The 19502-nt window shown below is 70.8% G+C and carries 16 protein-coding genes; 8 read left to right on the top strand and 8 right to left on the bottom strand.

Translation table 11 applies throughout. The features are described from left to right. Positions 1-11: 11 nt before the first annotated feature. On the bottom strand, positions 12-1250 hold the full coding sequence (locus STRVI_RS02710; RefSeq protein ID WP_014054084.1) for an ATP-grasp domain-containing protein: 1239 nt from the start codon (positions 1248-1250) through the stop codon (positions 12-14). A gap of 222 nt (positions 1251-1472) precedes the next feature. Between STRVI_RS02710 and fahA the strand changes: the two genes are divergently transcribed. The 8 genes from fahA to STRVI_RS02670 all read left to right on the top strand — a co-directional run bounded on the left by fahA (position 1473) and on the right by STRVI_RS02670 (position 10523). Further along, positions 1473-2723 (top strand): fumarylacetoacetase, encoded by a 1251-nt coding sequence (gene fahA, locus STRVI_RS02705; RefSeq protein ID WP_014054083.1) that lies wholly within the window; start codon positions 1473-1475, stop codon positions 2721-2723. A 50-nt stretch (positions 2724-2773) separates the two neighbouring features. After that, positions 2774-3283 (top strand): hypothetical protein, encoded by a 510-nt coding sequence (locus STRVI_RS02700; RefSeq protein ID WP_014054082.1) that lies wholly within the window; start codon positions 2774-2776, stop codon positions 3281-3283. Positions 3284-3508: 225 nt separating this feature from the next. Beyond that, complete coding sequence (locus STRVI_RS02695) at positions 3509-4279, top strand: GntR family transcriptional regulator (protein ID WP_014054081.1); 771 nt, start codon at positions 3509-3511, stop codon at positions 4277-4279. 63 nt (positions 4280-4342) lie between these two features. Next, complete coding sequence (locus STRVI_RS02690) at positions 4343-4570, top strand: 4Fe-4S dicluster domain-containing protein (RefSeq protein ID WP_014054080.1); 228 nt, start codon at positions 4343-4345, stop codon at positions 4568-4570. 11 nt (positions 4571-4581) lie between these two features. Next, positions 4582-5940: an ABC transporter substrate-binding protein gene (locus STRVI_RS02685; RefSeq protein ID WP_014054079.1), complete on the top strand. Its 1359-nt coding sequence runs from the start codon at positions 4582-4584 to the stop codon at positions 5938-5940. Then, positions 5937-6839 carry an ABC transporter permease gene (locus tag STRVI_RS02680; RefSeq protein ID WP_014054078.1) on the top strand — a complete coding sequence of 301 codons (903 nt, stop codon included), beginning with the start codon at positions 5937-5939 and terminating at the stop codon, positions 6837-6839. The genes STRVI_RS02685 and STRVI_RS02680 overlap by 4 nt, the downstream gene beginning before the upstream one ends. Further along, positions 6836-7627: an ABC transporter ATP-binding protein gene (locus STRVI_RS02675; protein WP_014054077.1), complete on the top strand. Its 792-nt coding sequence runs from the start codon at positions 6836-6838 to the stop codon at positions 7625-7627. Before STRVI_RS02680 ends, STRVI_RS02675 begins: the two co-directional genes overlap by 4 nt. Before the next feature lie 109 nt (positions 7628-7736). Next, on the top strand, positions 7737-10523 hold the full coding sequence (locus tag STRVI_RS02670) for a fumarate reductase/succinate dehydrogenase flavoprotein subunit (RefSeq protein WP_014054076.1): 2787 nt from the start codon (positions 7737-7739) through the stop codon (positions 10521-10523). A 585-nt stretch (positions 10524-11108) separates the two neighbouring features. Here the strand turns inward: STRVI_RS02670 and nuoN are convergent. The 7 genes from nuoN to nuoH are packed head-to-tail and all read right to left on the bottom strand — an operon-like array spanning position 11109 to position 19486. Then, positions 11109-12761, bottom strand: a complete 1653-nt coding sequence (nuoN, locus tag STRVI_RS02665) for an NADH-quinone oxidoreductase subunit NuoN (RefSeq protein ID WP_014054075.1) — start codon at positions 12759-12761, stop codon at positions 11109-11111. Further along, positions 12758-14422, bottom strand: coding sequence for an NADH-quinone oxidoreductase subunit M (locus STRVI_RS02660; RefSeq protein WP_014054074.1), 1665 nt, complete (start codon positions 14420-14422; stop codon positions 12758-12760). The genes nuoN and STRVI_RS02660 overlap by 4 nt, the downstream gene beginning before the upstream one ends. A gap of 3 nt (positions 14423-14425) precedes the next feature. Beyond that, on the bottom strand, positions 14426-16321 hold the full coding sequence (nuoL, locus tag STRVI_RS02655; protein WP_014054073.1) for an NADH-quinone oxidoreductase subunit L: 1896 nt from the start codon (positions 16319-16321) through the stop codon (positions 14426-14428). Positions 16322-16337: 16 nt separating this feature from the next. Next, positions 16338-16637, bottom strand: coding sequence for an NADH-quinone oxidoreductase subunit NuoK (nuoK, locus tag STRVI_RS02650; RefSeq protein ID WP_014054072.1), 300 nt, complete (start codon positions 16635-16637; stop codon positions 16338-16340). Continuing rightward, the gene (locus tag STRVI_RS02645; protein ID WP_014054071.1) at positions 16634-17545 is read right to left on the bottom strand and encodes an NADH-quinone oxidoreductase subunit J; all 912 of its coding nucleotides are present in this window, start codon (positions 17543-17545) and stop codon (positions 16634-16636) included. The genes nuoK and STRVI_RS02645 overlap by 4 nt, the downstream gene beginning before the upstream one ends. Next, complete coding sequence (nuoI, locus tag STRVI_RS02640) at positions 17542-18165, bottom strand: NADH-quinone oxidoreductase subunit NuoI (protein WP_014054070.1); 624 nt, start codon at positions 18163-18165, stop codon at positions 17542-17544. The genes STRVI_RS02645 and nuoI overlap by 4 nt, the downstream gene beginning before the upstream one ends. Next, positions 18158-19486, bottom strand: a complete 1329-nt coding sequence (gene nuoH / locus STRVI_RS02635) for an NADH-quinone oxidoreductase subunit NuoH (RefSeq protein WP_043237725.1) — start codon at positions 19484-19486, stop codon at positions 18158-18160. The genes nuoI and nuoH overlap by 8 nt, the downstream gene beginning before the upstream one ends. Between the last annotated feature and the right edge of the window lie 16 nt (positions 19487-19502).

The following is a 19502-nucleotide window of genomic DNA, read 5'->3' as shown; positions in this document are numbered from 1 at the left end:
GTGTTCAGCGTTCACTTGGCGCGCCACAGCCGGTACAGCTGGGCCGCGCCGGGCCGCAGCGAGCGGGCCAGCATGGTGAAGAACGGCTTCATGTCGTCCCGCGCGGCCCAGGCGAGCTCGGTCCCGCTCGCCCTCGCCGGGGCGTGCGGGGTGATGTATCCACTGCGGCGATAGGCGAGCAGCGCGGGGAGGTCGATGTTCTCGACCGTGAACCGGCGGTCCGGCCGCTGCCCGGCCCCGGGGACCGCACGCCCCGTCAGATCGAGATGCTGGGCCCGGACGACATCGATCCCCGCAGCGCTCTCGAAGAGCCGGAACTGGGCGCCCATCCGCGGATTGAAGTCCAGCAGCTTGTACCGCCCGTCGCGCCGGTCCAAGCGCCAGTCCAGATCGACGATGCCGCTGAAGCCGATCCGCTGGACGAACTGGGCCGCCATCCGCGCCAGCTCTTCGTTCTCCACTACATAGGCGCATGCCGTCATCCCCGCGTGCGGCGGCCAGGACCGCACCTTGACCCCGGTGAACATCGCCAGCGGTGTACTCCGGGAGTCGAAGTACCCATGCACGATCCAGTCCTCGGCGTCCTCGCGCGGCAGATACTCCTGCAGGACCACCCCGGGCCGCGGTCCCCACCGCCGCGCCAGCTCCATCAGCTCCCGCGGGCCCTCGATCCGGGTGGTGCCGCCCACCGCGGGCTTCTTCCGCCGCTCGAACGCCTCCCGGTTCTTGGCGACCACCGGAAACCGCGCGCTCGCCGCGAACGCCTTGACGTCGGCGTAGGTATCCGGGAAGGCGGCCTCGGGCGTGGGCACCCCGTGCTTGACGCACAGCTCATGCAGCCCCTGCTTGCTCGCCAGCCGCCTGGGCAACTCGGGCTCGGCGCGAGGGAAGAGGAAGCCGCCCTCCCCGGCGAGCCGATCCGCGTGCTCGGCGATCAGCACCGCCGCTTCCTCATCCGTGGGCAGCAGAACCGTCGGCCGGCCGATCGCCCGGCCTATCCGCAGCAGCCCTTCCACCAACCGCTCCGGCCGCTCGCTGCCGGTGGTCGGCCAGACGAAGGCCCTCTCCAGATAGCGTGAGAGCGCCGCCGGGGTCCAGCGGTCCTCGGTGACCGCGTACATGGGGACACCGAGACGCCCCAGGGACCGGATGGCTCCGACGCCACCGTGATGCAGTGGATAGTGGCCGATCTTCACGACCAGAGCGGGTACGGAACGGTCCACCGCGAACGGCACGGCACTGCTCGCCACGAGCCCCCCTCGGTCACCGCAGCGCAGTGGCCCCCCCACTGTGCGTGACCTCGAGGAAGGACGCTACTTCGGAATCGCCGCCTCCAGCAAGGATTTTCCGGACATTGCCATCTCTTTAGGGGGTAGCCGACACGGTGCCACCTTCCTTTCTTCCCCGCACTCCCCTCGCCTTAGGGTGTGCTGCACCCCCAGCAGTGACCAGGAGAAGGCGAGGCAGCCCCGATGCCGCAGCGATCCCCGCTGGACCTGCCCGAAGGCGACCCCTTCGGCCCGCACAACCTCCCCTATGGCGTCTTCACCACGCCGCACGCTCCTCATCTGCGGAAAATCGGGGTGCGCTACGGAAACCATGTGCTGGACGCCGGCGCCGCCGCGGCCGCCGCCGCCTCTCCGCACGCCGAACAGCTCGGTGCCGACACCCTCAACCCGCTGATGGCCGCGGGCCGCCCGGTCTGGCAGGCCGTCCGCGCCGAGGTGCTCGACTGGCTCACCGACCCGGCGCACCGGTCGACCATCGAGCCCCTGATGCACCCCCTCCCCACCGTCGCGCTCCATCTCCCCTTCGAGGTGGCCGACTACGCCGACTTCTATGCGAGCGAGCACCACGCCACCAACACGGGCAGGATCTTCCGCCCCGACGGCGACGCGCTCACCCCCAACTGGAAGCACATGCCGATCGGCTACCACGGCCGGGCCGGCACCATCGTCGTCTCGGGCACGCCCATCGTCCGCCCACAGGGCCAGCATCTGCCCCCGGCCGATACCTCCGCACCACACGCTTCCTCCTCCACTCCGGTCTTCGGCCCCTCCCTGCGCCTCGACTTCGAGGCGGAGGTGGCCTTCGTCGTCGGCGCCCCTTCCACTGTTAATACACCGGTGCCCCTCTCCGGGTTCCACGACCACGTCTTCGGCGTCTGTCTCCTCAACGACTGGTCCGCGCGCGACATCCAGGCATGGGAGTACCGCCCGCTCGGCCCCTTCCTCGGCAAGTCCTTCGCCACCTCCCTTGCCGCGTGGGTCACCCCGCTGGAGGCCCTCACCGCCGCCCGTACCAGCCCGCCCGCCCGCGACGTCCCGCCCCTCCCCTACCTGGACGACAGCGCCGCCGAGCCCGGCGGGCTCGATCTGCGTCTCGAGGTCGCCCTCAACGGCCACACGGTCTCCCGTCCGCCCTTCTCCGCCATGTACTGGACCGCGGCCCAGCAGCTCGCGCATCTGACGGTGAACGGCGCCTCGCTGCGCACCGGCGACGTCTTCGCCTCCGGCACGGTCAGCGGGCCGCGCCCGGACGAGCTCGGCTGTCTCCTCGAACTCACCTGGGGCGGCCGCCGGCCCCTGCGTCTCCCCGACGCCACCCGGACGTTCCTGGAGGACGGTGACGAAGTGACCATCACGGCCTGGGCGCCGGGCCCGCAGGGGGTCCGTATCGGCCTGGGCGAGGTGACCGGCCAGGTCGTCCCGGCCACGCCCTGACACGGCTGCTAATTTGTCGTGCTCCCGCCCTGACGATCGAGGAGAGACACGTGAACAAGACAGTGGGCATCGCCGGCACGGTGGCGGCGGCCGCCCTGCTACTGACCGCATGTGGCAGCGACGGAGGCGACGACAAGAAGGACACCTCCAAGGACCCATCCTCCGCGTCGAGCGCCCCGGCGGAGGGGGGCGCGGACGCGAAGGTCTCCGGCACCTATGTGGCGAAGTCCGGTGACGAGGCCGTCATCCTGTCCATCAGCGGCAAGCAGGCCGTCCTGATGGCCGGCAAGCACATCTGCAACGGCGAATACGCCGACATGGGCGGGAAGATGCTCATGCTCAAGTGCGCCGACGGCAACACCGAGCGCAGCGCGGGCAAGGTCACCCTGGGCGCGGACGGCAAGACCCTCACGGTCGACTGGGACGCCCTCGCCAAGAACGACACCTTCGTCAAGGCGACCTCGCCCAGCGACCTTCCCTCGGGCCTGCCGACGTCGCTTCCCTCCGGCATCCCGACCGATCTGCCGAGCGGCATCCCGACCGACCTCCCGACCGGCTGAACCACGGCGCCGGCCCCGTCCGGCGCCCGGGCCCCTGGCGCACCACCGCGCCAGGGGCCCGCCGCGCGCAGTGGCAGATCTTGCCGCCGCGGCGACAAAACCGCAGGCGGCAGCGGTACGAAAGCCGCCATCAGGTGGCGCAACACTTCGGCAACACCATCGGCCCGGCCCCGTCGGTATGGTCCCCGTACGATCCCGCCGACCAGCAAACCCCGGAGCCGGCCGATGCCAGCCGAACGCCCCCGCGAGCACGCCCCGCCGGTCGCCGCCGCGCGCCGCCGGCGGCTCCGCGCCGACCGGGCACGGCAACTCGCCGATCTCCTCCGCCACCAGGTCCTCACCGGCGGCTTCCCCGGAGGCGTACTTCCCCTGGAGGACGCGCTCGGCCAGGACTACGGCGCCTCCCGCAACACCGTGCGCCAGGCGCTCGACCTGCTGCGCGCCGAGCGCCTGGTGGAGCGGCAGCCCGGGGTGGGCACGGTCGTCGTCGCCGAGAAGTACCCGCACGGCCTCGACCGGCTGATGGGCCTGGCCGAGACCCTTCACGAACACGGCCGGGTCACCAATGAGGTGCGCACCGTCGGCCCGGTCCCCGCGCCCGCCTGCGTCGCCGACCGGCTGTGCGTCCCCGCCCGTACCGATGTCCTCTACGTCGAGCGGCTGCGCCGGCTCGGCGGACTCCCGCTCTCCCTCGACCTCACCTACCTCCCGATGGACATCGGCGCCGAGCTGATCGGCGCCGATCTGGAGAACACCGATGTCTTCCGGCTGATCGAGAAGATCACCGGACAGTCCCTGGGCACCGCCGGGATCACCCTCGAGGCCGTCAACGCCGACGCCCACTCGGCCGCCGTTCTGCAGGCCCCGCGCGGTGCGGCGGTCCTGATGCTGGAGCGGCTCACCCATCTGTGCGATGGACGCCCGGTGGACCTGGAGTTCATCCGGTTCCGCGGCGACCGGATCACCATGAGCGGCCAGTTGCGCCGCACCGCCTGAGCCTCCCCGACCGCCTCCCCCGCGACCACCTTTCGCCCCTTCACGCCCTTTCTGGAGACAGCCATGCCGCTGGCGCCCCAACGTGCCGATGTGCCCGTGACGATCGACGAGTCCAAGTGCATCGACGGCTGCACCCTGTGCGTGGACATGTGCCCCCTCGACTCCCTCGCGATCCACCCCGACAGCGGTAAGGCGTACATGCACGTCGACGAGTGCTGGTACTGCGGCCCGTGCGCCGCCCGCTGTCCCACCGGCGCGGTCACGGTCAACATGCCCTATCTCTTGAGGTGAAAGGCCCCTCGATGCAGCGCACGACCCTTCCGTCGGCCCTCGCCGCCGGCGCCCTGCTGCTGTCCCTCACGGGCTGCGGCGGGAACGCGGAAGCGGGCGGCAAGACCGTGACCGTCACCGTCGGCTACCAGTCCAAGACCATCAACACCGTGACCGCGGGCACCCTGCTGCGCTCGCTCGGCTCCTTCGAACGCGAGCTGCGTGCCCTGGGCCGCCGCGACGGCCATACGTACAACGTGAAGTGGGAGGACTACGCCACCGGAGCGCCCATCACCGCCCAGATGATCGCCGGTAAGGTCGACATCGGCTCGATGGGCGACTTCCCGCTCCTGATCAACTCCGGGCGCGGCACCCAGTTGAACGCACCGACTCGCCTCGTCTCGGTCACCGGTTACAACCTGCGCGGCGGCCTCAACACGGTCCTCACCGCACCCGGCTCCAAGCTGCGCGCCCTGTCCGGGCTGCGCGGCAAGAACGTCTCCACCAGCGTCGGCTCCGCCGCGGACGGCACGCTCGTACGGGCTCTGCAACAGGCGGGCATCGACCCCGAGGGCGGTATCCACAAGCTCAACCAGCAGCCCGCCGTGGGGGCCTCGGCCCTCGAAGCGGGCAGCGCGGACGCCCTCTCGCAGTTCGTGGCCTGGCCGGGGCTGCTCGCCTTCCAGGGCAAGGCCAAGGCGCTGTACGACGGCGCCCGGCTGAACCTCCCCACCTTCCACGGGGTCACCACGCGCGAGGCGTTCGCCGAACAGCGCCCGGCCGTCGTCCAGGCGTTCCTCGCCGCCCAGATCGACGCCACCCGCCATCTGCGCGCCCATCCGCTCGACGCCACCCGTAAGGTCGCCACCGCGACGGGGCTGCCGCCCGAAGTGGTCTATCTCTACAACGGCACCGGCGGCATCGCGACCTTCGACCCCACCCTCAAACCACGGCTGACCACCGCGCTCGAGAAGGACGTCCCGGTGCTGCGCGCCGCCAAGCTGGTGGGCCCGGTCGATGTGCCGTCCTTTGTCGACGACCGCTATCTCAAACGGGCGTACGGAAGTGCCGACGCCTATGCGAAGGCGCTGCGCGCCACCCCGCCCGCCTCGCCGAACCAGCTCTGGCTCAAGGGCGAGGACCGGCTCCGCACCTTCGCGACCCCCACCGGACTGCTGCGCTTCGCCGGAAGCCACCGCGACCGCGTCCGGGCCGCCTACGTGCCCGACGCGACCACCGGCACCCGGTGGTTCGCGGACCGGGCGGTGTGGGTCCGCAATGGCCGCGACCTGCGGGCCTTCGTCACCCCGGACAACGCCCGCACCTGGGCCGCCGCCCACCCCGGCGCGCGCACGATCAGCTACGCCGCGGCACTGGCGGCAGCCCGATGAGCGCGCCCACCGCGCCCGTAAGGACCCGCCCGGCCCCCGGAGCCCCCGGAGCCCGGGCCGCCACCGCGCCCCGGCCGCTCCGGCGCCGTCCCTGGGTCCGCTACGCCCTGCGCACCGGTTCGCTGCTGGCCGCCCTCGGCCTGTGGCAGGCGCTCACCACCCTCGACATCAATCTGTGGCTGCGTTTCGCGCAGTTCCCCTCCGCCACCGATGTAATCCGGGAGTTCGCCGACCGCCTCGGCACCGGCGCCTACTGGCAGGACCTGACCGACTCCCTCACCCGCATCCTCACCGGTTTCGCCCTCGCCGCCGTGCTCGGCGTGGCGGTCGGCACCGCCATCGCCCGCTCCCCTCTCGTCTCCGATCTGCTCGGCCCCGTCCTCGAGGTGTGCCGTCCGATCCCGGCCATCGCGCTGGTGCCGGTGGCGATCCTGATGTTCCCCAGCAATGAGCAGGGGATCGTCTTCATCACCTTCACCGCCGCCTTCTTCCCGGTCATGGTGAGCACCCGGCACGCGGTCCGCGCGCTGGCCCCCGTATGGGAGGAGGCGGTGCTGACCATGGGCGGCGGGCGCGGGCGCGTCCTGGTCTCCGTTGTCCTGCCGGGGGCGCTGCCCGGGATCCTCGGCGGGCTCTCCGTCGGCATCGGCGTCTCATGGATCTGTGTGATCTCCGCCGAGATGATCTCCGGCGCCTACGGGGTCGGCTACCGCACCTGGCAGGACTACACGATCGTCGACTACCCGGGCGTCTTCGTCGGCATGACCACGATCGGCGTGCTCGGCTGGCTCACCTCCACGGCGGTCGAGCTGGCCGGACGGCGGCTGACCCGTTGGCTGCCCCGTACGGAGACCACCGGCCGGCCGGCGCCCTCGCGCAAGGAGGCAGCCACCCCGTGAGCACATCCGACGTCACCACCACCCCGGCCCCGCCCACCGCCGAAGCCGCCCCGCCGGGCGTACGGCTGCGCCTGGAGGACGCCGCCCTCGGCCGCCCCGGCGCACCCGTCCTGCACGGTCTCGATCTTGAGGTCGCGCCCGGTGACATCCTTACGGTTGTCGGCCCGTCCGGATGCGGCAAATCCACCCTGCTGCGTACCCTCGCCGGGCTGCTGCCCGCGCTCGGCGGGCGGGTCACCCAGGACGGCACGCAGATCACCCGGCCGGACGCCGACCGGGCGCTGATCTTCCAGGAGGACGCGCTGCTGCCCTGGCGCACCCTGCGCGCCAATGTCGAACTTCCGCTCGCCATAAGGGGCGTACCGCGCACGGCGCGCCGCGACCGGGCCGCGGCCTGGCTGGAGCGCGTCGGGCTCGCCGAGCACACCGGGCGGCTTCCGCACCGGGTCTCGGGCGGCCAGCGGCAGCGCGCCCAGCTCGCCCGGGCGCTCGTCGGCGCGCCACGCGCCGTCCTCATGGACGAGCCGTTCGGCGCCCTCGACGCACAGACCCGCGCCGGGATGCAGCGGCTGCTGGTCGAGGTGCTGGAGGGCACCCGCGCCACCGTCGTCTTCGTCACCCACGACGTGGACGAGGCGCTGTTCCTCGGCGACCGGGTGGCGCTGCTGGGCGATGCGGATGGCGGCGGCCGGGTGCTGGACATCCCGCATCCGCGCGAGCGCGCCGCCCATGACGCGGCGGCGACCGTCGCGCTGCGGCGTCAGGTCCTCGAATCCCTCGGCATGTGACTCGGATCCCTCGCTATGCGAATCGCTCGGCATGCGAATCCCCCGGTATGCGAATCCCTCGGAATGTGAAAGGCCCAACTCCGTGAACACAAGGGAGCACAGGGAGCACATGGAGACCGCCGCGCCCATGGAGATTCCCGCCCTCGACGCGGCCGAGGAGCTGTCCTGCGACGTCCTCGTCATCGGCGGCGGCACGGCCGGCACCATGGCGGCGCTCACCGCCGCCGAGCACGGCTCCTCCGTCCTCCTCCTCGAAAAGGCGCATGTCCGCCACTCGGGCGCGCTCGCCATGGGCATGGACGGCGTCAACAACGCGGTCATCCCCGGCCGGGCCGAACCCGATGACTACGTAGCCGAGATCACCCGCGCCAACGACGGCATCGTCGACCAGTCCACCGTCCGCCAGACCGCGACCCGCGGCTTCGCCATGGTCCAGCGGCTGGAGCGGTACGGCGTGAAGTTCGAGAAGGACGAGCACGGCCAGTACGCGGTCCGCCAGGTGCACCGCTCGGGCTCGTACGTCCTGCCGATGCCCGAGGGCAAGGACGTCAAGAAGGTCCTCTACCGGCAGTTGCGGCGGCGTGAGATGCGCGAGCGGATCCGCATCGAGAACCGGGTGATGCCGGTCCGGGTCCTCACCGCCGGCGGCCGGGCCGTCGGCGCCGCCGGATTCCACACCCGCACCGGCCACTTCGTGACCGTGCGCGCCGGTGCGGTGATCCTGGCCACCGGCGCCTGCGGCCGGCTCGGCCTGCCCGCGAGCGGCTATCTCTACGGGACGTACGAGAATCCCACCAATGCGGGCGACGGCTACGCCATGGCGTATCACGCCGGGGCCGAGCTGACCGGGATCGAATGCTTCCAGATCAATCCGCTGATCAAGGACTACAACGGCCCGGCCTGCGCCTATGTCGCCAATCCCTTCGGCGGCTACCAGGTCAACCGGCACGGTGAGCGGTTCGTGGACTCCGACTACTGGTCGGGGCAGATGATGTCGGAGTTCGCGGCGGAGGTGGCGAGCGAACGCGGCCCGGTCTACCTCAAGCTCAGCCATCTGCCGGAGGAGTCGGTGGCCGCGCTGGAGTCCATCCTGCACTCCACCGAACGCCCCACCCGCGCCACCTTCCACGCGGGGCGCGGCCACGACTACCGCACCCATGACGTGGAGATGCACATCTCCGAGATCGGGCTGTGCGGCGGCCACTCGGCCTCGGGGGTGCGGGTGGACGCCCATGCCCGGACCACCGTCCCGGGGCTGTACGCGGCCGGTGACCTGGCCTGCGTACCGCACAACTACATGATCGGTGCCTTTGTCTTCGGCGACCTGGCGGGCGCGGACGCCGCCCGATACCAGGCGTACCAGGGCGAACTGCCCCCGGACCAGCTCGCCGACGCACATGAGCTGATCTACGCCCCGCTGCGGAACCCCGAGGGGCCGCCGCAGCCGCAGGTCGAGTACAAGCTCCGGCGCCTGGTCAACGACTATGTGGCCCCGCCCAAGAGCGGCGCCCGGCTCTCGCTCGCCATCGAGGCGTTCGAGCGGATGCGCGGGGACATCGCCACGATGGGCGCCGGTACGCCCCATGAGCTGATGCGCTGCGCCGAGGTGACCTTCATCCGCGACTGCGCGGAGATGGCCGCGCGCTCCTCGCTGGCCAGGACGGAGAGCCGGTGGGGGCTCTATCACGAGCGCACGGACCATCCGGTGCGCGACGACGAGGGCTGGCTGCACCATCTGGATCTGCGCAAGTCGGCGGCGGGGGCGATGGAGTTCACCGCGCGTCCGGTCGCGCCGTATCTCGTCCCGGTGGCGGAGTACGCGCCGACGGGCGGGCCATCCCGCCCGCTCGGCGAGGTGCGGCCGGAGCAGGTGGCCACGGCGGGGCCGCGCGAAAGCGCTCCGCGGGCGGGGGCGGGGGCGGGGGCGGGACGGGCGGATGACGACCGTAAGGAGGGCACGGGCGCCCCCGACCTCCGTACGGCCCTCACCGCCGCCTCCCCGCGCATCCTCGAACTCCTCGCCCTCGCCGAGGAGCAGCCGGAACTCCCCGCTCTCCGGCCCTATCTGGCCGATCCCGACCCCGCGGTGCGCCGGGCCGCCGTCGCCACCCTGACCGAGACCGCACCGCCGGGCACCGGCCCGGTCCTCGCGGCGGCCCTGGCCGACGCGGACGCCGGCGTACGCGCCGATGCCGCGGCCTCGCTGCGGGAGCTGGTCGAGGTGCTGCCCCCGGACGCCGCTTTGCGTGAACCCCTGGTCCACGGACTGGCCGGGGCCGATCCGGTGGTGCGGGCGGCGGCGCTGGACGTCCTGCGCGCGCTGGGCCTCGGCGACGCGGAACTGTTCGCCCGGGCGCTGACGGACGCGGCGATCGGGGTCCGTATCCAGGCCGTACGGGGGCTGGTGTCGGTGGACGCGCTCACCGCGCTGGAGCCGGGAGCCGCGGACGCGTCGCGAGAGGTGCGGGTGGCGACGGCGGGGGCGCTGGGCACCCTGGCCTCCGGCGGCCGGGCGGCGGACGCCCGGCGGCTGCTCACGCCGCTGCTGCGGGACCCGGACGTCCTCGTGCGGGCCGCCGCCCTGGAGGCCCTGGCCTCGGCGGGGTGTCCCGCGCCGCTGGACGCGGAGGTAGTGGCGGCGCTGGGCGACTCCGCCTGGCAGGTGCGCAAGGGGGCGGCGACGGCGCTGTCCGCTGCCGCGCCGGAACTTGGCGTCCCGGCGCTGGTGCGGGCCCTGGCCGACCCGCACGCCGATGTGCGGAAGGCGGCGGTGCTGGCGTTGCTGCCGCTGGCGGAGCGGGAGGTGGGCGCGGCGCGGGAAGCGCTGTCCTCGGTTCGGTCCGACCCGGACGCGGACGTACGGGCCTACGCGGCGAGGGCAAGGGCGACGGCCTAGCCTTCCCCCACCCCACCCCACCCCACCCCTTCCCGAACCGGGGCTGCGCCCCCGGCCCCCGCCGGGGGCTCCGCCCCGGACCCCGCTCCTCAATCGCCGGAGAGGCTGGAAATGCTCCGGCCGCCGCGCCGTCCCATCGGCCGGACTGCCACCACCGCCCGCACCGGGCTGGGCCCGCGGCCATACGGGCCAACGGCCGCGGGGCCCGGCGGGGACGCCCTCACCGCTCCCGGCAGGCGGGAGCCCTGGCAGCAGGAGCTGCACGGCGCGAAGGTCGTACCGCGCCGCCCCCGCGCGGGGGCCCTGGGGCGCAGCCCCAGGTTTCGGGAAGGGGCGGGGTGGGGCAAACTCCGGCGCCTACCCAGCCCGCCCCATCCCGCAGCATCCGATATGCGGCTCCGCCGCCCGGGGGCTGGGAGGTGGCCTCGAGCGCCGGGACCGGAGTTGGCCTCATCCGCCGGAGGCGCTGAGTTGCTCTCGCCGGAGGAGCTGGGAAACGCTCCCGCCGGGCGCGGGCACCGTTGTGGTGTCCGTGCCCGGCCGGGGTTGGGGGCGCTGAGCGCCCTGGGGGCGGGGTGGGGAGGGCTACCGGACGAAGACGCCCGCCTGGCTCGCCAGATCCAGGAAGTACTGCGGGGCGACGCCCAGGACCAGCGTGACTGCCACGCCGATCGCGATGGCCGACGAGGTCAGCGGGCTGGGCACGGCCACGGACGGGCCGTCCGTGCGCGGCTCGCTGAAGAACATCAGCACGATCACCCGGATGTAGAAGAACGCGGCGATCGCCGAGGAGATCACACCGATCACGACCAGCGCGCCCGCCCCACCGTCGGCCGCCGCCTTGAATACCGCGAACTTCCCGGCGAAGCCGCTGGTCAGCGGGATACCGGCGAAGGCCAGCAGGAAGACCGCGAAGACGGCGGCCACCAGGGGCGAACGGCGGCCGAGCCCGGCCCACTTGGACAGGTGGGTGGCCTCGCCGCCCGCGTCCCGCACCAGGGTGACCACCGCGAAGGCGCCGAGGGTCACGAAGGAGTACGCGGCGAGGTAGAAGAGGACGGAGGAGACGCCCTCGGGCGTGGTGGCGATGACACCGGCCAGGATGAACCCGGCGTGGGCGATCGACGAGTACGCCAGCAGCCGCTTCACATCGGTCTGGGTGACGGCCACGATCGCACCGCCCAGCATGGTGACGATGGCGACGCCCCACATCACCGGCCGCCAGTCCCAGCGCAGCCCCGGCAGTACGACATACAGCAGCCGCAGCAGCGCGCCGAAGGCCGCGACCTTGGTGGCCGCCGCCATGAAGCCGGTCACCGGGGTCGGGGCGCCCTGGTAGACGTCGGGCGTCCACATGTGGAACGGCACGGCGCCGATCTTGAACAGCAGTCCCATCAGCACCATCGCCCCGCCGATCAGCAGCAGTGCGTCATTGCCCATGGTCCCGGCGAGCGCCGGGGTGACGTTCCTGACCTGGCCGTCGACGACGTCCGCGATCCCGGAGTAGGTGACCGTGCCCGCGTAGCCGTACAGCAGGGCGATGCCGAAGAGCAGGAACGCCGAGGAGAAGGCGCCCAGCAGGAAGTACTTGACGGCGGCCTCCTGCGACAGCGCGCGATGGCGCCGGGCGAGGGCGCACAGCACGTACAGCGGCAGGGAGAAGACCTCCAGCGCCACGAAGAGCGTCAGCAGATCGTTGGCGGACGGGAAGACCAGCATGCCGCCGACCGCGAAGAGGACCAGCGGAAAGACCTCGGTGGTGGTGAAGCCCGCCTTGACGGCGGCCTTTTCCGCGTCGCCGCCGGGCACCGCGGCGGCCTGCGCCGCGAAGGAGTCGACGCGGTTGCCGTGCACCAGCGGATCCAGCCGCCGCTCGGCGAAGGTGAACACCGCCACCAGCGCCACCAGGAGAATGGTCCCCTGCAGGAAGAGCGCCGGTCCGTCGACCGCGATCGCGCCCATGGCCGCGACGTGGGCCTTGCTGGTGCCGTAGTGCCCGGCGGCGAGGCCGATCACGGCGGCGAAGGCCGCGGCCAGGGCGACCACGGAGACGAACACCTGCGCGACGTACCGCTGGCGGCGCGGCAGAAGCGCCTCGATCAGGACACCGACGATCGCGGCGCCGAGCACGATCAGCGTGGGCGACAACTGGCCGTACTCGATATCGGGCGACGGGATCTTGTCGGGCGCCGCCGCCGCTGTTGTCCACAGGCTGTGGACAGTGGCCGCGTGGGTCACTTGGCACCTCCGGAAGCACCGTCGTGGGAAGCACCGTCGGACTTCGGGCTGTAGTTGAACCAGCCCGCGTCGGTGACGGGGTGATCGGGCCTGGGATCCTTCTTGTCCACCACGGACATGGTGTGGTCGACCGCCGGGTTGACGATGTCGGCCAGCGGCTTCGGGTAGACGCCGAGGAAGATCAGCAGCGCGATGAGCGGGGCCACGACGACCAGCTCACGCACCCGCAGATCGGGCATGGAGCGCACCTCGGCCTTCACCGGACCGGTCATGGTGCGTTGGTAGAGGATCAGGACGTAGAGCGCCGCCAGCACTATTCCGACGGTCGCGATCACGCCGAACACCGGGTAGCGGCTGAACGTGCCGACCAGGACCAGGAATTCGCTGATGAACGGCGCGAGTCCGGGCAGCGAGAGGGTGGCGAGCCCGCCGATCAGGAAGGTGCCGGCGAGCACCGGGGCGACCTTCTGCACACCGCCGTAGTCCTCGATGAGCCGCGAACCACGCCGGGTGATCAGGAACCCGGCCACCAGCATCAACGCGGCCGTGGAGACGCCGTGGTTGACCATGTAGAGCGTGGCGCCGCCCTGGCCCTGGGTGGTCATCGCGAAGATGCCCAGGATGATGAAGCCGAAGTGGGAGATCGAGGCATAGGCGATCAGCCGCTTGATGTCCCGCTGGCCGATCGCCAGCAGCGCCCCGTAGATGATGCTGATGAGCGCCAGGATCATGATCGCCGGAGTGGCCCACTTGCTGGCCTCCGGGAAGAGCTGGAGGCAGAAGCGGAGCATCGCGAAGGTGCCGACCTTGTCGACGACCGCGGTGATCAGCACGGCGACCGGGGTGGTGGCCTCCCCCATCGCGTTGGGCAGCCAGGTGTGCAGCGGCCACAGCGGCGCCTTCACCGCGAAGGCGAAGAAGAAGCCGAGGAACAGCAGCCGCTCGGTGCTGGACGCCATGTCCAGATGACCGCCCGCCCGCGCCTGGACGATCTCCTGCAGCGAGAAGGTGCCGGTGCCGAGCTGATCGGCGGTGACCGCGTACAGACCGACCACCGCGGCCAGCATGATCAGCCCGCCCGCCAGGTTGTAGAGCAGGAACTTCACCGCGGCGTACGAGCGCTGAGTGGCCGTCTCCTCCTCGGAGCGGCCCCCGGCCCGGTCCCCGAAGCCCCCGATGAGGAAGTACATCGGGATCAGCATGGCCTCGAAGAAGATGTAGAAGAGGAAGACGTCGGTGGCCTCGAAGGAGATCACCACCATCGCCTCGACCATCAGGATCAGCGCGAAGAAGCCCTGGGTCGGCCGCCAACGGCTGTTGGGCCGGGCGCCTTCCAGCGGATCGGCGTCATGCCAGCCCGCCAGGATGATGAAGGGGATGAGCACCGCGGTGAGCGCGATCAGCGCAACCGCGATCCCGTCCACACCCAGTTCGTAGCGGACGCCGAAGTCCTTGATCCAGGCATGGGATTCGGTGAGCTGGAAGTGGGCGCCGCCGGGATCGAAGCGGACCAGCACGACCGCGGCGAGGGCGAGCGTGAGCAGGGAGAAGCCCAGTGCCACCCACTTGGCGGCGGCGCGCTGGGCGGCGGGCACGGCGGCGGTGACGACCGCGCCGAGCGCGGGCACCACGGCCGTGGCCGTCAGCAGGGGAAATGACATGACTCAGACCGCCCTCATCAGCAGGGTCGCGGCGATGAGCACCGCCGCACCGCCGAACATCGAGACCGCGTACGTTCGGGCGTAGCCGTTCTGCAGCTTCCGCAGCCGGCCGGAGAGTCCGCCGACTCCGGCCGCGGTGCCGTTGACCACCCCGTCGACCAGCTTGTGGTCGACATAGACCAGACCGCGGGTCAGGTACTGGCCGGGTTTGACGAGTGCGACATGGTTGAAGTCGTCCTGCAGCAGATCGCGCCGGGCGGCGCGGGTGAGCAGGGAGCCGCGGGGGGCGGTGCGCGGCACCGGCCGGCGTCCGTACTGCGCCCAGGCGAGCGCCACACCGATCAGCAGCACCACCATCGTTCCGCCGGTGACCGCCGCGGCGCTGAGCGGGGAGTCGCCGTGGCTGTGGCCGGTGACCGGCTCCAGCCATTTCAGGAACGAGTCGTTGAGGCTGAACAGCCCGCCCGCGAAGACCGATCCCACGGCCAGGACCATCATGGGGATGGTCATGGACGAGGGCGACTCGTGCGGATGCGGCTCCTGGCCTGCCTCGTCGGGCACCCAGCGCTTCTCGCCGAAGAAGGTCAGCAGCATCACCCGCGTCATGTAGTACGCGGTGATGGCCGCGCCCAGCAGGGCCGCGCCGCCGAGGATCCAGCCCTCGGTGCCGCCCTTGGCGAAGGCCGCCTCGATGATCTTGTCCTTGGACCAGAAGCCGGAGAGCCCCGGGAAGCCGATGATCGCGAGATAGCCGAGCCCGAAGGTGACAAAGGTGATCGGCATGTACTTCCTCAAGGCCCCGTACTTGCGCATGTCGACCTCGTCGTTCATGGCGTGCATGACCGAACCGGCCCCGAGGAAGAGCCCCGCCTTGAAGAAGCCGTGGGTCACCAGGTGCATGATCGCGAAGACATAGCCGATCGGGCCGAGCCCGGCGGCCAGGATCATGTAGCCGATCTGCGACATGGTGGACCCGGCCAGGGCCTTCTTGATGTCGTCCTTGGCACAACCGACGATCGCACCGAAGAGGAGCGTGACCGCGCCGACCGTGACCACCGCGGTCTGGGCGTCCGGGGCGTTGTCGAAGATCGCGCCGGAGCGGGTGATCAGATACACGCCCGCGGTCACCATCGTCGCCGCGTGGATCAGGGCCGAGACCGGGGTCGGGCCCTCCATCGCGTCCCCGAGCCAGGACTGCAGCGGCACCTGGGCCGACTTACCGCAGGCGGCGAGCAGCAGCATCAGCCCGATCGCGGTGAGCTTGCCCTCGCTCGCGTGGTCCGCGTTGGTCAGCACCGGGGCGAAGGTGAAGGTCCCGAAGGTCGTGAACATCAGCATGATCGCGATCGACAGGCCCACATCGCCGACGCGGTTGACGATGAACGCCTTCTTCGCCGCCGTCGCCGCGCTGGGCTTGTGCTGCCAGAAGCCGATCAGCAGGTACGAGGCGAGACCGACGCCCTCCCAGCCGACGTACAGCAGCAGGTAGTTGTCGGCGAGGACGAGCAACAGCATGGCCGCGAGGAAGAGGTTGAGATAGCCGAAGAAGCGGCGGCGGCGCTCGTCGTGCTCCATATAGCCGATCGAATAGATGTGGATCAGCGTGCCCACACCGGTGATCAGCAGGACGAAGGTCATGGACAGCTGGTCGAGCTGGAAGGCGACGTCCGCCCGGAAGCCGCCCACCGGGATCCAGCTGAAGACCTTGCTGTGCAGGGCCCGGTCGTGCTCGCCGCGGCCGAGCATCTCCGCGAAGAGCACGGCGCCGATCACGAAGGAGGCGGCGGCGAGCACCGTGCCGATGTAGTGGCCCTTGCCGTCCAGCCGCCGCCCCCCGCACAGCAGCAGGGCAGCGCCGAGAAGCGGCGCCGCGACAAGCAATCCGATGAGGTTCTCCACTTGAACGCGACCCCTTCTAGAGCTTCATCAGGCTGGCGTCGTCGACCGAGGCCGAGTGGCGGGAGCGGAAGACGGACACGATGATCGCGAGACCGACCACGACTTCCGCCGCGGCCACGACCATCGTGAAGAACGCGATGATCTGGCCGTCGAGATTGCCGTGCAGCCGGGAGAAGGTGACGAACGCCAGGTTGCACGCGTTCAGCATCAGCTCGACGCACATGAAGAGGACGATCGCGTTCCGCCTGATCACGACACCGGCCGCACCAATGGTGAACAACAGGGCGGCCAGGTAGAGGTAGTTGACCGGATTCACTTGGCGACTCCCCTCGAGTTCGCGCCGGCCGCGTTCTCGCCGTTCTCACCGTTCTCGCCGTGCTCCGGCTCCGCGGCGTCCTCGGCCTTCTTGCCGGTGTCCTTGGCCTTGCGGCCCAGCCAGCGCTGCGAGCGCTGCTCCAGCGCCGCCAGCTCGGCCAGCGCCTCGCTGGAGACGTCCCGGATCTGACCGCGGCCGCGCAGCGTCGCGTTGACGGTGAGCTCGGACGGGGTGCCGTCGGGCAGCAGACCGGGGATGTCCACCGCGTTGTGCCGCGCGTACACGCCGGGGGCGGGCAGCGGCGGCACGTTCCGCCCGGTGCGCACCCGCGCCTCGGCCTGCTCGCGCTGGGTGCGGGCCCGCTCGGTGCGCTCGCGGTGGGTCAGCACCATCGCGCCGACCGCCGCGGTGATCAGCAGCGCGCCGGTGATCTCGAAGGCGAAGACGTACTTGGTGAAGATCAGTGCCGCCAGGCCCTCCACATTGCCGCCGGCGTTGGCCTGGCCCAGGCCGTTCCACGTCGTCAGCGACGCGTTGCCGAGCCCGGCGCACAGCAGGATGCCGAAGCCGAGCCCGCACAGGGCGGCGAGCCAGCGCTGCCCCTTCAGGGTCTCCTTGAGGGAGTCGGCCGCGGTGACACCGACCAGCATCACCACGAAGAGGAAGAGCATCATGATCGCGCCGGTGTAGACGACGATCTGGACGACGCCCAGGAAGTACGCGCCGTTGGCGAGGTAGAAGACCGCCAGGACGATCATGGTGCCCGCCAGGCACAGGGCGCTGTGCACGGCCTTGTGCATCAGGATCGTGCACAGCGCGCCGATCACGGCGACGGTGCCGAGCACCCAGAACTGGAGGGCCTCACCCGTGGAGGTGGTGGAGGCCGCAGCGGCCAGAGTGCCGCTCATGCCTGCACCCCCCGCTGCCGGTCCTGCGGCTCCTGCGACTCCTCGTCCCCCGCGGCCTTCTCGGACGGGGTCTCGCCCTTGCTGACCGCGACCTGCTGGGAGGTGCCGGGCGCGGCCTCGGTCACCAGACCCCGGTAGTAGTCCTGCTCGTCGGTGCCGGGGTAGATGGCGTGCGGGGAGTCGACCATCCCGTCCTCGAGGCCCGCGAGCAGCTCTTCCTTGGTGTAGATGAGCGAGGTGCGGCTGCGGTCGGCGAGCTCGTACTCATTGGTCATGGTCAGCGCCCGGGTGGGGCACGCCTCGACGCACAGGCCGCACAGAATGCAGCGCAGATAGTTGATCTGGTAGACGCGGCCGTAACGCTCGCCCGGGGAGTAGCGCTCCTCGTCGGTGTTGTCCGCGCCCTCCACATAGATCGCGTCGGCGGGGCAGGCCCAGGCGCACAGCTCGCAGCCGATGCACTTCTCCAGCCCGTCCGGATGACGGTTGAGCTGGTGGCGTCCGTGGAAGCGGGGCGCGGTGGGCTTCTTCTCCTCTGGGTACTGCTCGGTGAGCCGCTTCTTGAACATGGCCTTGAAGGTCACGCCGAAGCCGGCCACCGGATTCTGGAAGTCAGGCACCGTCGGCCTCCTTTCCGTCACTGACAGTGTCGGGGCCACCACTGACAATCAACTCGCGCTCGGTGCGCGGACGTCGGCGGGGGACGGGCGGCAAGGTCTGGCCGGGCAGCGGCGGCACCGGGAAACCGCCCGCCATCGGATCGAAGGCGGGCTCCGGTCCCTGTTCCGCTCCGGCCTCGGCCTCGGTCGCCGAGCGGTCGCGGAAGAAGTCGACCACGAAGGACAGCAGCAGCAGCGCGATCACCGCGCTGCCCACGTACAGCACGATGTCCTGGTAGTCGTAGTTCTCGTTGCGCAGCGCCCGGACGGTGGCGACCAGCATCAGCCAGACCATCGAGATCGGGATGAGCACCTTCCAGCCCAGCTTCATGAACTGGTCGTAGCGCACGCGCGGGAGCGTGCCGCGCACCCAGATGAAGACGAACAGCGAGGTGACGACCTTGCCGACGAACCACAGCATCGGCCACCAGCCGTGGTTGGCGCCTTCCCAGAAGGTGCTGATCGGCCAGGGCGCCCGCCAGCCGCCGAGGAAGAGGGTGACGGCGACCATCGAGACGGTAACCATGTTGATGTACTCGGCGAGCATGAACATCGCGAACTTGATCGACGAGTACTCGGTGTTGAAGCCGCCGACCAGGTCGCCCTCGGACTCCGGCATGTCGAACGGCGCCCGGTTGGTCTCACCGATCATCGAGACGATGTAGATGAGGAACGAGACCGGCAGCAGCACCGCGTACCAGCGGTCGTGCTGCCCTTCGACGATCTGCGAGGTCGACATCGACCCGGAGTAGAGGAAGACCGCCGCGAAGGAGAGCCCCATCGCGATCTCGTAGCTGATCATCTGGGCGCAGGAGCGCAGGCCGCCCAGAAGCGGATAGGTCGATCCGGAGGACCAGCCCGCGAGCACGATGCCGTAGATGCCGACCGAGGCGGTGGCGAGGATGTAGAGGACGGCGATCGGCAGATCGGTCAGTTGCATCGCGGTGCGATGGCCGAAGATCGAGACCTCGCCTCCCGAGGGGCCGAACGGCATCACCGCGACCGCCATGAAGGCGGGGATGGCCGCGACGACCGGCGCCAGGACGTAGACCACCTTGTCCGCGCCCTTGACGACCACGTCCTCCTTGAGCATCAGCTTCACGCCGTCCGCGAGGGACTGCAGCATGCCCCAGGGGCCGTGGCGGTTGGGCCCGATGCGCAACTGCATCCAGCCGACCACTTTGCGCTCCATGACGATGGAGATCAGCACCGTCACCATCAGGAACGCGAAGCAGAAGACGGCCTTGATCAGGACCAGCCACCACGGGTCGGTGCCGAACATGGACAGGTCCTCTGCG

The organism is Streptomyces violaceusniger Tu 4113, from assembly GCF_000147815.2.
GTDB lineage: Bacteria > Actinomycetota > Actinomycetes > Streptomycetales > Streptomycetaceae > Streptomyces > Streptomyces violaceusniger_A.
Note: the sequence above shows the minus strand (reverse complement) of the source record. Positions and strands in the feature narration are given on the sequence as shown.